We start from the raw sequence: 14,271 nt of genomic DNA, 5'->3' as shown, positions 1-14,271 counted from the left end.
CACCGCTGACTCCCGTACGGCTGACTCCCGTACGGGCGCGCGGGGTCAGCCCGGGCCCAGATGGTGGTGCCGGGCCCCGTCCCCGGGCAGGACGCCGCTGCGCCGCAGCCGCCGCAGGGTGAGGTGCTCGTGCACGAGGCGGCCGACGAGCGCTCCGCCGTAGACCACGAAACCGACACCGACGAGCCAGGACTGGACGACCAGCAGCGTGCCGAACGGGCCGTACGTCACGGCGTTGGAGGCGATGAGCGGGGAGAACACCAGCTGCGAGAAGATCCGCAGTCCCAGCAGTCCGATACTGGTCGCCACCGCTCCCGGGACCAGGGCCCGCCAGCGGACCCGTCCGCCGAGCAGCAGACGCTGCGAGGCGATGAAGAACAGGCAGGTGCCGAAGAGGTCGCCCAGTGCGCCGAGGATCGTGCCGAAGACGTCGTCCGACGGCGCGGGGATCACCACGAGCAGCCCGAGGTAGCAGACCAGCAGGGCGAGCCAGACGACGTGCCGCCACATGGTGTGCCAGCGGGCGGTCGGCAGGTCCCACACCTTCTCGTAGCCGGTCTGCACGGCCGAGCCGAAGGTCAGGCCGAACGCGGCGAGGGCGGCCAGCCCGAAGGCGGTGGTCCGCTCCAGCGCCAGGTCCGCGGCGCCGAAGACCATCTCGATCCTGGTACGCGAGTACGCCGTCACCCCGAGGGCCTGGCCGAGCCACCGGCCGAACCCGGATCCGCTGCCGGGCGCCGCGGCCGCCACGACCACCAGCAGCGGCACCAGGGTGAGGAATCCGAGGGCCGCGAAGCCCATCGCCCGATGCATCAGCTCCATCTCCCGGCCGCGGCTCCAGGCCAGCCCGACGTAGGAGCCCTGGAGCCGGTCGTGGAGCTGCCGGAGGGTCGAGATCACGCCTCATGCACTACCCGGACGTGTCCGTCGGCTCCCGGGAGCCGGACCGAAATGGGCCCGAAGGGGTGGTTTCGTTCGCTCCGATCCCTCCGGCGTCGGCCTCACGCCCGGTGCGCGGGTGTGTTCGCCCCGTGGCTCCAGGGCCCCCGCTGACGTGCCGTATCCGCCGTCTGGTCAACTGTGGCGCATGACGCGCACCCTGTACCTGCTCTGTTCGGCCGCCCCGCCGGTCTTCGACGTCGCCCGCGTGATCGAGGACGCCCAGGCACGCGGCTGGGACGTGTGTCTCGGTCTGACCCCGACGGCGGCCCACTGGCTGGCGGAGGGCACCGACGGCCTGGCCGCACTCACCGGGCACCCGGTCCGCAGCCGGTACAAGATGCCGGCGGACCCGGACGTGTGGCCGGAGGCGGACGCGATCCTCGTCGCCCCGGCGACGTTCAACACGGTCAACGGCTGGGCGCTCGGGCTCACGGACCGGTTCGTCGTCGGCGTGGCCGCCGAGGCCATCGGGAAGGGCACCCCGCTGGCGGTCATGCCGTGCGTGAACACGGCGTACGAACGGCACCCGCAGTTCGAGCAGAGCATCGCCGTCCTGCGCGACGCGGGTGTGCGGGTGCTGTACGGCGAAGGCGGCTTCATCCCCCACCCGCCGGGCCTGGGCGGTATGGAGCCGTACCCGTGGGAACTGGCCCTGGACGCCATGGACGACCTCGTCCGGCAGGACTTCTGGCCGGCCGGCTGAACCGCAGCCGAAACCGCCGGGTGGCGTGGTCCCCGAGCAGGGAGGGCCGCGTGACCCCGGACGCTCCTGCGCACCGCGGACGGTCACGGCGACCGTGCGCGGCATCGGCGCTCGGCAGCTGCCGCCCGGCCGGCTTCGCAGGGTCTCCGGCCCGGCGGACACCGTCGCCGGTGCGCGACGCGACCGGCGACCGGATCAGCAGCTGATGCCTGAACCGTCGGGCATCGCCTCGGTGGACCAGGAGAACCAGGTGCGGGCGTCCACGCCGAGCAGGGACGCCGGGTGCGGTTCCGTGCCGTAGTACTCGCGGAGCTGCTCGGGGGAGGCGAAGTCGAGGGTGATGCTCGGACGGTCGGCGGATTGGAAGCAGAAGACGACGAAGCCGGCGCCGAACGCCGTGTCCAGGTTGCCGGCCGGGTGCCATCCTGCCGCGGCCGCCTCCCGCCGGTAGTACTCCAGGACTTCCTTCCTGGTCCCGCCGTACGCGTAGAACCGCGTCGCGGTGAGCCAGGCGCCCCCGGTGTCGTCCACGCAGCGGGCCCCGGCCCACGGGTCGCCGGCGATGGACACGGCGCCCTTCGGGCGCAGTTCCAGGGCGGGCAGCTGGTCGAGCTCGGCCACGGCCGCCTCCGTTCCCCCACAGTCTTCGAACGGGGGGAGGAGGGAACATCCGCTCAGGCCGGTTCCCACGAGCACGGCCGCCAACAACGCCCGCGCGGCAAGCATGTTCATGGCGAGATTATGACCCTTCCCGGGAGCCTTCCGGTCCGCCGGCCTCGCGCAGGACCCGCCTGGCCACACTCCACCACGCGCCATCGCCGCCGACAGAGGCTGTTCGGCGTCGAGTTGGTGGTCCGCCCAGACGTAGCCTTCGGGGAGCGGTTACTGAGCTTGTACTCGTGGTGTCGCGACCGGACACCGGTGGTGCACGGTGAAGACCTACTCCCAGGTGCCGTCGGTGACCCAGACTGGCAGCCGGTCGTGGAGGCGCTGACACGAGCTGAACCGCTCGGACAGGTCCATCCACGGTGTGCCGATCCGGCACTTGAACGCGATCACGTCGATCACCTGACGGCGGTCACTTCATCGCCCATCCCGCTTGGGCATCCGGCCCAGCAGCAAGGGCTCAATGGGTGCCCGCTCGGCGTGATTAAACGGCGCATATCCAACCAACCATCAGATGATCCTCAGGAAACGGCCTAACCGCACCTGGCTGAGAGACGACCGTGTCCGCGTCCTGCTCGACTCGTACGCTCGCCCCCGACCTTGGCTTCATGTCATGCGGCTTCCTTGAAGCCCCACGACCACGACACAGACACCCACGACAAGCCTTCCCCGCTTGGCCGATGCCGCCTTGACGAGACGCCGTTTCACACAAGGGCCATAATTAATCCCACAGGCATGAAGCCCTCAGACCGATCTTGCGCGTCCACCCCGAGTTACACGATCACAGACGCCGATCACCCCCTGCATGGATGCAAAGTGCGACTCTGCGTAGTCTCAAAACGAATTATGGCAGAGAAACGGAATTACGGTCATGAAGCAGACACTGAATCTCGAATGGGCTCCAGCGACTGGTATGGCGGCTGGGACTGCGCTTGGGTGGTCGGTGATAGCGGATGGCACGGTCTCGCATCCGGCCCTGACGTCGACCAATCTGCAAACGCAGATGCGAAGGACACGCTTCGCGAGCAAGTCCGGCGCGAACGCGAGCGCCGGGCTCATCAGCAGCGATGCGCTCTGCTGGCGAGGAAATGCTGCCAGTCTGGGCGGTTTTGTCTTCGCGGCGCGCTTCAGCATGTCGAGCAACGTGGAGAAGAGCCGGGCCTTCGTTGGGCTGTCTTCGAGTTCGTCCTCACTCATGAGTACCGAACCGAGCGTAGCCTCGGTGGATGCGTTCGGCATCGGGTTCGATTCGACTGATCCTTCCGGTGGAAACTGGATCCTCATTCGCAAAAATGCTTCGATGCGCGTCAAAGAGGCACTCGGTGCTACTACGATCGCCAGCGCCTCGAGTGGCCTCTCGCTTCCGCAGGAGACCATTAACGTCGTGTCGACCTCGGGATTTCCGCCGGTGGGCACCATTTCCGTCACGACCAGTGCTGGCGTGGAAACTGTGTATTACGCGGGTGTCACCGCTACCTCTTTCACCAAGTGCACCGGCGGTACGGGAGCGATGTCGGCGGGTGGCGCGGTTGCCCTTGCCAGCACGCAGATTGCCGCAGGCTCGGCCGGACAGTCCCTACCCTTGGCGACGACGATCAACGTCGCCTCGACCGCCGGCTTCGCCTCTTCGGGAATCGTCTACGTCACGACGAGCAACGGCAACCAGGTCGTCACCTACACGGGCACGACGGGAACGTCGTTCATGGGATGCGCGGGGGGTACGGGCACAATGTCGGCGGGCGGAATGGTCACCGCTTCGGCGGCCTGGAGGAATATCAGCGATGTCTACGATCTCACGATCAGCGCCGCGCCCTACGGAACGCAGATAGTGGTTTCGTTGATGAACCTCTCGACGGGCACGGTAGTCCTCAACAACGTCGCCTACTCGAGCAGCCTGCCGGCGAACACAGCCTTCCTCTACGCCCACGCCGAGATCGGCGCCGCCGCGGCGGGCGCCTCCACGCGGCTTGAGCTCGCCGGGATGTCGCTCGTTGAGAAACGAGGATCGTCCCTAGGAACCCTAGAGCCGCTCGGCGGATGGTACGACGTCACGGACTATGGTGCGACGGGCGACGGGCAATGGGACGACACCGCCGCGATCAACGCTGCCATCCGAGCGGCCAAGAACCTCGTAACGTGGAATGGAGACCATACCGCTGGTGGCAGAGTCTATTTTCCCCCCGGTAGGTACCGGTGCGCCGGCCAGATCCTGATCGACGGATCCGTATCGCTTCAGGGGGCAAAGGGGGAGGGGGCATATCCAGCCGTCACCTTGCTCTTTGATGAGAACCTCACCGTTCCTCAAAACGGACTCGTCCGCGTCAAGATGGGCACCTCGAGGACTGGTGGTAAGACTGGCGGGTTTCTAACGATTTCAGACATTGCGGTCGTGCAGGGACGGACCGCTGCGCGAGACAAGCTGATGACGGTTGCCGGGATCTTGATCAATGCCCCGTTCGTGCAGTTGCACAACGTCATGGTGTCCCAGATCCAGGGGCACGGGATCGAGATTACGAGTTCCGTAACCGATGTCCCCCGCATCGACAGGAATGCGGACTCGTGGCTGCTTTCTGGTCAAATTCGGCTTTCATCTAACGTCGGCCACGGCCTCTATACACATGGCGAAGACTCCAGCGCGGGCGCGAGCGTCGGCCTCATCGATGCGCGTGGCAATGGCGGGTACGGCGTCTACGAGGATAGCTTCCTCGGCAACTACTACGCGGCGATCCACACGATCGGCAACGGGATATGGCATGCGGACGCAGTTGTGACCCCGCACGGGGACAAGTGGCTATGTGACGCTGCGGCTCTCATCTATATGGACGACGTCCCAAACGGACATAATGGACCCATCCCTTCCAGCTCGAAGCCGATCTGGCAGCCGAATAGTGAGATCACGCGTGGGGAGCTCTGCATCCCGACGTGGTCGAGGAACACTTGGTTTCTCTACCGCGCAACGCATGTCGATCCGACCAATAACAGAACACATCCGACGCTAGAACCTACCTGGCCTAAAACGATCGGCGCTGTCGTTCCCGACGGTGGCATCGAGTGGACTTGTTGGCGCGAGCTCGGTGGTGCTGTCAGCAATGGCGCGAGAAGTACGTCTCCGGGGACCCTGCTCTCCAATAACCTGACCGAGTACGGAAGCATCTACACTGAGGGTGACCAAAACCAGGTGTATCTCGCTACACCCGCGCGAGTCCCTGAGTCGAGTCCGTATCGACTCGACGCGCGAAGCGCGCCGCCGAAGCGAGCTTCGGCAACGAATATGCCGATCGAGATTCAGAACCCGTACGCGGTCGGCAACCATCTAGACGCCACTAAAAGTCACACGTTCGTCGGCCTGGGGAGGTGGGCCTTCGGCAATCGTACGCCAGTCGGTATCGATCCTGACGTCATCTTCCGATGGGGCGCTAACAAACTTCCGTCGACTCCGAACGACGATGCCGGGGTATGGCTCGGAGATTTCTTGGAACACGAGTTCAGGTATCGCGGCAAGGTCGCCGACGGCATCTATCGATATGAGCAGCGATGGCGAACAGAATTGGACAAGGCCCCGGGCTTCCAAACATGGCACTCATACCAGATTAACGGTACACGGGGAGCGCAGCTTCAGCCCGCGGCATTCATTGTCCCATCTCTTTGGATCGGCAACCAGATGGGGCCGACACACGAGACGCGGATCGGCGCGGTGCACTCGCAAGCAGGGAAACCATACTTCGCCAACGCGAGCCTAGCAGGCCGCGGATACTTCCCGTCCGGCTCGATCCTCTTCAACAAGGACTATCCGACGAACGGCCCCATTGGGTGGATTGCCAAAGAGGATTGCGGCGTCCGCATGGCGGGAGCGCAAGGCCTGTTTCAGGCCTCCAGACACTTCTGGGCCGGCCTTGTCTGCGGGGTAACTGACGGTGGTGTATGGGTCGCACTCAACCAAGGGCGCGACCCCAATGCATCCCAAACCACCTTCCTTGCGCTGACGTCGACACCAGGTGCTACGTACAGCACCGGCGCAATCAATTGGAAGTGCGTTGGCACGAGTAGTGGCAACCCGAACTCGTGGGAAGACTTGGGCCCCACTACGTCGGCGACCAGCTGGTCGCATGTTGGCAACGCCCGTCGAAAAGAATACGAGAACATCGCCAACATCCAGACGTCGGCCGCGACAGTCACGAGTCTGTTCACATGGGCGATTCCAGATGAAGCCGTGTCCACGATCACGGCCGAGGTAGAGGCCATCAAGACCGACGGGAGCGCGACCGCGTCCTATATCCGTCGAGTGCGCGTCAAACGAGACGGTGGCGCGGTTACCGTTGGCACCGTCGACACGACGTGGACCGACGAGGAGGCTGCTTTCGCCGGTTGCGACGTGACAATCGACAACATCGGGAGCACGGGGCGTGTGCGCGTTACCGGCATCGCGGCGACGCCGATCGACTGGTCGTGCAAGGTCAGACGCTCAGAGACCACGCACACTACGTGACCCGTAGAGCTCGTAACACGATCACGAGTCGGGCTTGTTGAGGCGTCGCCAGCAGATGAGGCTGCAGTCGCGGGAGACGAACGCGTCGTGGAGTTCGGTGCGGCGTTCCCATCGGACGGCGAGTCGTTTGAACTGGTGGAGCAGGGCGAAGGTCTGTTCCACGACGTAGCGGAGCTTGCCCATGCCCTTGATGTTCGGGGATCCCTTGCGGGAGATGACGGGCAGCATCCGGCGTTTGCGCAGCTCGTCGCGGTTCGGGCTGGAGTCGTAACCCTTGTCTCCGAACAGGGCCTTGGGACGACGGCGGGGGGCGGCCTGTCACCGGTGGGATGCCGTCGACCAGGGCAAGGGTCTGGGTGACGTCGTTGACATTCGCCGCAGTCGTGATGACCTTGAGCGGTGTGCCGCGTCCGTCGCAGATCAGGTGGTTTTTGCTGCCCGTCTTCCGCCGGTCGACCAGCGACGGACCGGTTTCGGTGCTCTTTCGCGCGGATGTGGGAGCCGTCCACGCATGCCCTGGACCAGTGGAGCCGGCCGGCCGTTCAGCTCGGCGAGGAGAATCCGGTGCAGCTGGTCGAAGACCCCGGCTTGCTGCCAACGCTCAAGGCGCCGCCAGCAGGTCTGTTCGGACCCGAATCCCAGCTCAGGCGGCAGGAGTTGCCAGGCGATATCGTTGCAGAGCACGTACAAGACGCCTTGCAGGCACAGTCGGTCACCTACCGGTCGAGGCCCCGGCGACCTCGTCGGCCGGGGCGGCAACAGCGGCTCGATACGTGCCCACAAGTCGTCGTCCACGATCCATGGTCGAGTACTCACACCATCCCGAACGGCGGAATCGTCACACCGGTCACGCCCGATCAGGACATCTCACCGAGATCCTGCTACGAGCTCGTAGCGGAAAACCAAAAGTGACCGTTACTGAGTCTGTAGCCGTGTCGGCCGGGTGAGCCCTGTTCCGGTGAGGCATCCGTCGATGATGGCGCCGCGGTATTGGAGCTGGCGGAGGCCGCGTCGGAGCCGGCGTATGAGGTGGCTCGGGTCAGTGAAGGCCGCGTTGGCCTGGGTGGTCCGGCGGAGGATCGACCAGATGCCTTCCACGGGGTTGAGGTCGGGCGCGTAAGACGGCAAGTGATAGGCGGTGAGCCAGTCCTGCGCGTCAATGAAAGCCCTCATGCGGCGGTCTTTGTGGGTGTTCAAGTTGTCCCAGACCAGGACGATGGGTGCGCCGAGCTGCTGGTGGGCGGCGATGAGGAGGTCGCAGTATTCGGTCCAGGCGAAGCTCTTGCGACCGCCGCTTTTGTGATCGTCATGCTGTCTGGGCCGGTAGATCAGGCGGGAGCGTTCGCCGGGTTTGTAGCAGCACAGGGCGGCGATGGAGAAGCGGCGCTGGGAACGGCCGCGGACCCGGATGACGGGTGTGGTGCCGCGTTTGCTCCAGGTGCGGGCGGTCGGCGGCGTCATCGAGAATCCGGCTTCGTCCTCGAAGACGATCCAGGCCCCGAGCGCCGCCGCGGTGTTTCCACGTGCGGCCACACGTCCTTCATCCAGCCGGCCACCGCCGCCTCGTCGCGTTCGACCGCGCGGCGGGCCGGAACCTGATGGCTCCAGCCGTGTCTGCGCAGCATCTGCGAGATCCCCGACAGCGTCATGGACTTGTGGAACCTGCGGCCGATCAGGGTTTTGATCCTGGCCAGCGTCCATCGCTGGTCCGACCAGCCGTGCGCGACCGGGCCCCGGGCCAGCTCCTCCTCGAGCACGGCGAACAGTGCGTCGCTCAGTTTCGGCCTGGACGCCGGTCCGCGGGATCGAACCCCGTTCCGACCGGCCGGCTTCCAGGCCCGCCGCCATCGCTGGACCGAGCGGATGCTGACCCGTAACTCCTTCGCGATGTCCGTACTGCCCCACCCGGCGGCGAACATCGCCGCTGCTTCCATCCGGATCCGCTCACGAAACGCTTGCCTCTCCGCGGTCAGACCCCCACCCTGCGGATACCTCATACACCCGGCAGACCGCGACGATCGCCGATCGTCAGCCCCTACGACAACCCGCCTTCAAGATCAGTAGTGGGCGCATCGCGCCATGTGGGCCGGAGCCGGGAGCCTGCGGGGCCGTGGTGACAGCCCTGTGACCTGCGGAAGTCCGCGTCAGGAGGCCGGAGGCCGGCCGGCGGTGCGCAGGTCGACGAGTCTCTTGATCTTGCCCACCGAGCGTTCCAGCGTCTCCGGGTCGACCACCTCGACCCGGACGGACACCCCGATCCCCGCCTTGACCGCCTGGACCACGGCCGTCGCCGCGCTCTCCCGCAGGGCGGTGTCCGATTCCCGGCGCGCCTCCACCCGGACCGTCAGGGTGTCCATCCGGCCCTCCCGGGCCAGTCTCAGCTGGAAGTGGGGCGCGAGCCCCGGCGTCCGCAGCAGGATTTCCTCGATCTGGGTCGGGTACAGATTCACCCCCCGCAGGATGATCATGTCGTCGCTGCGGCCCGTGACCTTCTCCATCCGGCGGAAGGCCGGACGGGCCGTGCCGGGGAGCAGTCGCGTCAGGTCCCGGGTGCGGTAGCGGATGACCGGCATGGCCTCCTTGGTGAGGGAGGTGAACACCAGCTCCCCGAGCTCACCCTCCGGCAGCACCGCACCCGTCAGCGGATCCACCACCTCCGGATAGAAGTGGTCCTCCCAGATGTGCAACCCGTCCTTGGTCTCGACGCACTCCTGCGCCACGCCCGGCCCGATGACCTCGGACAGGCCGTAGATGTCCACCGCGTTCATGTCGAGGCGCTCTTCGATCTCGCGGCGCATCTCCTCGGTCCACGGCTCCGCACCGAAGATCCCCGTCCGCAGCGAGGTGGCGCGCGGGTCGATGCCCTGACGCTCCATCTCGTCCAGCAGGGTCAGCATGTAGGACGGGGTCACCATGATGACCTCCGGCCGGAAGTCCTCGATGAGCCGGACCTGGCGGTCCGTCATCCCGCCCGAGGCGGGCACGACCGTACAGCCGAGGCGTTCGGCGCCGTAGTGCGCGCCCAGCCCGCCCGTGAACAGGCCGTAGCCGTAGGCGATGTGGACGATCTGGCCCGGCCGCCCGCCCGCCGCCCGTATCGAACGGGCCACGACATCGGCCCAGGTGGAGAGGTCCCGCTCGGTGTAGCCCACGACGGTCGGCCGGCCTGTGGTGCCGCTGGAGGCGTGGATGCGGCGCACCTCGGAACGCGGCACCGCGAACATCCCGAAGGGGTACTGGTCGCGCAGATCGGCCTTGGTGGTCAGGGGGAACAGGGCGAGATCGGCCAGGGAGCGGCAGTCGTCGGGATGCACCCCCGCCTTGTCGAACGCCTGCCGGTAGAACGGCACCCGCTCGTACGCGCGGTGCAGGGTCTCCCGCAGTCGTCTGAGCTGGAGGGCGGCCAGCTCGTCGTGGTCCAGCCGCTCACCCTCGTCGTGGAATCCCGCCCGCACCGCCATGTCGTCACCTCATCGTGAGTGGGCCCCCGAGAACCCGACCGATCATTCGGTAGATTGCCAGGACTCCGCAGGGTAAATCAATGACTCGAACGAGTGATCGTCTGGTCTGATGGCCTCCATGCCGATTTTCACCACGTACGACGGAACCGAACTGGTCTACCGCACCCTGGGCGAAGGGCCGCCCCTGGTCTGCCTCCCGGGCGGCGCCATGCGCGCCTCGCGCTACCTGGGCGACCTCGGTGGACTGGCCGCCGGGCGCACGCTGATCCTCCTCGACCTGCGCGGCACCGGCGACTCCGCGATGCCGGCCGACGAGTCGACGTACCGCGTGGACCACGAGGTCGCCGACGTCGAGGCGCTCCGCGTCCACCTGGGCCTGGAACGCATGGACGTGCTGGCCCACTCGGCGGCCGGCAACCTCGCGATGCTGTACGCGGCCGCGCACCCGCAGCGGCTGGGCCGGACCGTCCTGGTCACCCCCACCGCATGGGTGCTGGACCTCGTGAGCACCGCGGAGGACCGGCTGGCGGCGGCCCGCCTCAGGGCCGGGACCGAGCTGTACGACACGGCCGTCGAGGCGTACGGCCGCATCCTCGGCGGCGCCGACACGGCCGAGGAGTGGGACCGCGCGGCGCCCCTCTTCTACGGCCGCTGGGACGACGTCGCTCAGGCGCACGATGCCGCGGGCGAGCACGAGCAGAACGAGAAGGCGGCCGCGGCCTACGTCGGCCCCGGCGCCTGCGACCCGGCGGCGGTCCGGGAGGCCCTGCGACAGCTCGCGGGGGAGGTGCTGGTGCTGGCGGGCGCACTGGACGGCAACCCGCCGCCCGGCCTCGCCGAGCGGATCGCGGCGGCGTTCCCCGCCGGGATCCTCGACGTCCGGCCGGGCGCCGCGCACTTCCCGTGGCTGGACGACCCCGACGGCTTCGCGGAGCGCGTCGAGCGTTTCCTGGCCACCGGGGCCTGACCCGGGCGACAGGCGCTGCGACGGGCGCGGTCGGCCGGTGCGTTCGGGCGAGGCGGTCGGCCGGCGCGGTCGGGCGGCGTGTTCGGGTGGCACGGTCAGGCTGGCGCGGTCGGGGGCACCGCACGTGGTGGGGCGCCCTCCGGCCCGTACCCGCCGGTTCCCTCAGCTCGCGCTGCCGGTGTCCGCCTCCGTCGCGACCGCCTTCGCCCAGCGGTAGTCCGCCTTGCCGCTCGGGGAACGCTGTATGGCCGGCGCGATGACCAGCTGCCGCGGAATCTTGTAGCCCGCGAGCCTGGTGCGGCAGTGGCTCTGGATCTCGTCCAGCGTCGGCGCCGCGGCTCCCGGCCGTACCTGGACCACCGCGGCCACATGGCTGCCCCAGGTCGCGTCGGAGACCCCCGCCACCAGGGCGTCGTACACGTCGGGGTGCGACTTCAGCGCCTGCTCGACCTCTTCCGGATAGACCTTCTCACCGCCCGTGTTGATGCACTGCGAGCCGCGCCCGAGGACCGTCACGATGCCCTGCTCGTCGACGGTCGCCATGTCACCGAGCAGCACCCACCGCTCCCCGCCCTTCTGGAAGAAGGTGTCGGCGGTTTTCTCCGGGTCGTTGTAGTAGCCGAGCGGTACGTGGCCGCGCTGCGCCAGGCGCCCCGGCTCGCCGACCGCCACCGGCTCGTGCGTCACCGGATCCACCACCTGCGTACGGTCGTTGACCTCCAGGCGGAAGCCCTTCTCCGGGCCGGAGTCGTCCGTCGCGCGGCCGTTGGAACCGGACTCGGAGGACCCGAAGTTGTTCAGGAGCAGGACGTTCGGCACCAGGCTCTGGAATTCGGCGCGCACCGTCTCGGACATGATCGCCCCGGACGAGGAGACGCTGAACAGCGAGGACAGGTCCGTGCCCCGCAGCGGACCGTTCAGGGCGTCGATGAGCGGCCTGAGCATCGCGTCGCCGACCAGCGACACGCTCGACACCTTCTCCTTCTCGATCGTGCGCAGCACCTCCTCGGGGACGTACTTGCGGTGGATGACCACCCGCTGGCCGTAGTTGAAGGCGATGAACGAGGTCAGTGTCGACGTCCCGTGCATCAGCGGGGGAGCGGGGAAGAAGGTGAGCCCGGCGCCGCGCGCCGCCACCCGCTCGGCCAGCTCCTCCGGCCGTTTCACCGGTTCGCCCGAGGGCTCACCGCCGAAGAGCCCCGCGAAGAACAGGTCCTCCGCCCGCCACATCACGCCCTTGGGCATGCCCGTGGTGCCGCCGGTGTAGATGATGAACAGGTCGTCGGCGCTGCGCGGCGGGAACCCGCGCGCGGGCGAGCCGGCCGCCTCCGCGTCCGGGAAAGCGACCGGTGCGATCGACGGCTCCGGAGCCCCCTCGGGAGTCTCGCCGACCCGGATCAGGTGCCGCAGCCGCGGCGTCTTCGGCAGCGCGGCCGCCACCCGCCCGGTGAACTCGCCCTCGAAGACGAGCGCGGCGAGGTCGGCGTCGTTGTAGAGGTAGACCAGTTCCTCCTCCACGTACCGGTAGTTGACGTTCACCGGGACCAGCCGGGCCTTCAGGCAGGCCAGGACGGTCTGGAGGTACTCGATCCCGTTGTAGAGGTGCAGCCCCAGGTGCTCGCCGGCCACCAGACCGCTGTCCAGCAGGTGGTGTGCGATCCGGTTCGCCGCCGCGTCCAGTTCCGCGTACGTGAGGCGGCGCTCGGCGCCGGTCCCGGGGTGGTCCACGTACACGAGGGCCTCGCGGTCCGGGACCACGTCCACGACCGACTCGAACAGGTCGGCAAGGTTGTACTCCACCGTTCCTCCTGACCCCGTTGCTCCCGATGACTGGCCCCCGTGGCCGGCTGCTCAGGCGGTCATTAGAGCGCCGTGGCCGGCAACTGGGAAGGGAACCGCCCAAGAAATCTGACTGAGTGTCAGAAAACTATTGAACTGCACCCTCCCCTACTGCAACCTGTTCTAGGTCTTGAGATGGGAGGACGGCAATGGGTGGGACGGAACACCTGACCGTGGAACGCCGTGGCGCCACGCTGGTGCTCACCATGAACAGGCCCGAGGCGAAGAACGCGCTCTCGCTGCCGCTGCTGGTGGGGCTGTACGACGGCTGGCTGGAGGCGGACGCCGACCACGAGATCCGCTCGGTGGTCCTGACCGGTGCGGGCGGGGACTTCTGCGCCGGCATGGACCTCAAGGCACTGGCCGGCAAGGGCATGGCCGGCGACCAGTACCGGGACCGCCTCAAGGCCGATCCCGACCTGCACTGGAAGGCGATGCTCCGGCACCATCGGCCGCGCAAGCCGGTGATCGCGGCGGTGGAGGGCTACTGCGTGGCCGGCGGCACCGAGATCCTCCAGGGCACCGACATCCGGGTGGCGGCCGAGGGCGCCACCTTCGGCCTCTTCGAGGTCAAACGGGGACTCTTCCCGATCGGCGGCTCCACGGTGCGGCTGCCCCGGCAGATCCCGCGCACGCACGCGCTGGAGATGCTGCTGACCGGGCGCCCGTACTCGGCCGAGGAGGCCGCGCGGATCGGGCTCGTCGGGCGGGTCGTCCCCGACGGTACGGCGCTCGAGGCGGCCCTGGAGATCGCCGAGCGGATCAACGCGTGCGGGCCGCTGGCGGTCGAGGCGGTCAAGGCGTCGGTCTACGAGACCGCCGGGCTGACGGAGGCGGAGGGGCTGGCCTCCGAACTCCTGCGAGGCTGGCCGGTCTTCGACACGGCGGACGCGAAGGAGGGGGCGCGGGCCTTTGCCGAGAAACGGGCCCCGGTGTACCGGCGGGAGTAGCTCGGGCCTGGCCGGGCCCGTGCCCGTGTTTGTGCCCGTGGCCACCCGTGGCCGTGGCCGTGTCCGTGCCCGGGTGCGGCGCCGCTGCCGGGGGCTCCGCGCTGGACCCCCGCGCCTCAAACGCCGGCGGGGCTGGAAAGTCGGGGCTCCGCCCCTACACCGGTCCTCGGACGCTGGCGGGGCGGGAAGGTCGGGTTCCGCCCCCGGACCCCCGCGCCTCGAAGTCGGCGGGGCTGGAAGGTCGGGCTCCGCCCCCG

The 14,271-nt window shown here is 67.9% G+C and carries 10 protein-coding genes and 1 pseudogene; 4 read left to right on the top strand and 7 right to left on the bottom strand.

Annotation, left to right across the window (positions count from 1 at the left end):
• Positions 1–45 precede the first annotated feature (45 nt).
• Positions 46–900: a YhjD/YihY/BrkB family envelope integrity protein gene (locus tag NRK68_RS03475; protein WP_183065803.1), complete on the bottom strand. Its 855-nt coding sequence runs from the start codon at positions 898–900 to the stop codon at positions 46–48.
• Positions 901–1,087: 187 nt separating this feature from the next.
• Between NRK68_RS03475 and NRK68_RS03470 the strand changes: the two genes are divergently transcribed.
• Positions 1,088–1,645, top strand: coding sequence for a flavoprotein (locus NRK68_RS03470; RefSeq protein ID WP_257854875.1), 558 nt, complete (start codon positions 1,088–1,090; stop codon positions 1,643–1,645).
• A gap of 195 nt (positions 1,646–1,840) precedes the next feature.
• On the opposite strand, the gene NRK68_RS03465 is transcribed toward NRK68_RS03470, so the two are convergent.
• On the bottom strand, positions 1,841–2,266 hold the full coding sequence (locus NRK68_RS03465) for a hypothetical protein (protein ID WP_183065805.1): 426 nt from the start codon (positions 2,264–2,266) through the stop codon (positions 1,841–1,843).
• Between the two features lie 318 nt (positions 2,267–2,584).
• Entirely contained in the window at positions 2,585–2,713 is a 129-nt protein-coding gene (locus tag NRK68_RS03460; protein WP_257854874.1) for a hypothetical protein, read from the bottom strand.
• Positions 2,714–3,182: 469 nt separating this feature from the next.
• Between NRK68_RS03460 and NRK68_RS03455 the strand changes: the two genes are divergently transcribed.
• Positions 3,183–6,797, top strand: a complete 3,615-nt coding sequence (locus NRK68_RS03455) for a glycosyl hydrolase family 28-related protein (RefSeq protein ID WP_257854873.1) — start codon at positions 3,183–3,185, stop codon at positions 6,795–6,797.
• A gap of 21 nt (positions 6,798–6,818) precedes the next feature.
• On the opposite strand, the pseudogene NRK68_RS03450 reads toward NRK68_RS03455, so the two are convergent.
• The 3 genes and pseudogenes from NRK68_RS03450 to paaK all read right to left on the bottom strand — a co-directional run bounded on the left by NRK68_RS03450 (position 6,819) and on the right by paaK (position 10,258).
• Positions 6,819–7,613: pseudogene (locus NRK68_RS03450) on the bottom strand (IS5 family transposase).
• 99 nt (positions 7,614–7,712) lie between these two features.
• Positions 7,713–8,794, bottom strand: a protein-coding gene (locus NRK68_RS37045) for an IS630 family transposase (protein WP_444465696.1) whose coding sequence is annotated in 2 segments (ribosomal slippage) — positions 7,713–8,269 and positions 8,269–8,794 — 1,083 coding nt in all. Because the reading frame shifts where the segments join, the coding sequence is not laid out codon by codon here.
• Positions 8,795–8,941: 147 nt separating this feature from the next.
• Complete coding sequence (gene paaK / locus NRK68_RS03435; RefSeq protein WP_183065806.1) at positions 8,942–10,258, bottom strand: phenylacetate--CoA ligase PaaK; 1,317 nt, start codon at positions 10,256–10,258, stop codon at positions 8,942–8,944.
• A gap of 118 nt (positions 10,259–10,376) precedes the next feature.
• Between paaK and NRK68_RS03430 the strand changes: the two genes are divergently transcribed.
• Entirely contained in the window at positions 10,377–11,225 is an 849-nt protein-coding gene (locus NRK68_RS03430) for an alpha/beta fold hydrolase (RefSeq protein ID WP_257854871.1), read from the top strand.
• 162 nt (positions 11,226–11,387) lie between these two features.
• Here NRK68_RS03430 and NRK68_RS03425 read toward each other — a convergent pair whose 3' ends face one another.
• A complete protein-coding gene (locus tag NRK68_RS03425) occupies positions 11,388–13,025 on the bottom strand; it encodes an acyl-CoA synthetase (RefSeq protein WP_183065808.1) in 1,638 nt (545 codons plus the stop codon).
• A 188-nt stretch (positions 13,026–13,213) separates the two neighbouring features.
• On the opposite strand from NRK68_RS03425, the gene NRK68_RS03420 reads away from it, so the two are divergent.
• A complete protein-coding gene (locus NRK68_RS03420; RefSeq protein ID WP_183065809.1) occupies positions 13,214–14,014 on the top strand; it encodes a crotonase/enoyl-CoA hydratase family protein in 801 nt (266 codons plus the stop codon).
• The last annotated feature ends 257 nt before the right edge of the window (positions 14,015–14,271 follow it).

It is taken from the genome of Streptomyces yangpuensis (assembly GCF_024666385.1).
In the GTDB taxonomy this organism is placed as follows: domain Bacteria; phylum Actinomycetota; class Actinomycetes; order Streptomycetales; family Streptomycetaceae; genus Streptomyces; species Streptomyces yangpuensis.
The sequence above is the reverse complement of the archived record's forward strand: the minus strand, read 5'-3'. Positions and strand labels throughout refer to the sequence as shown.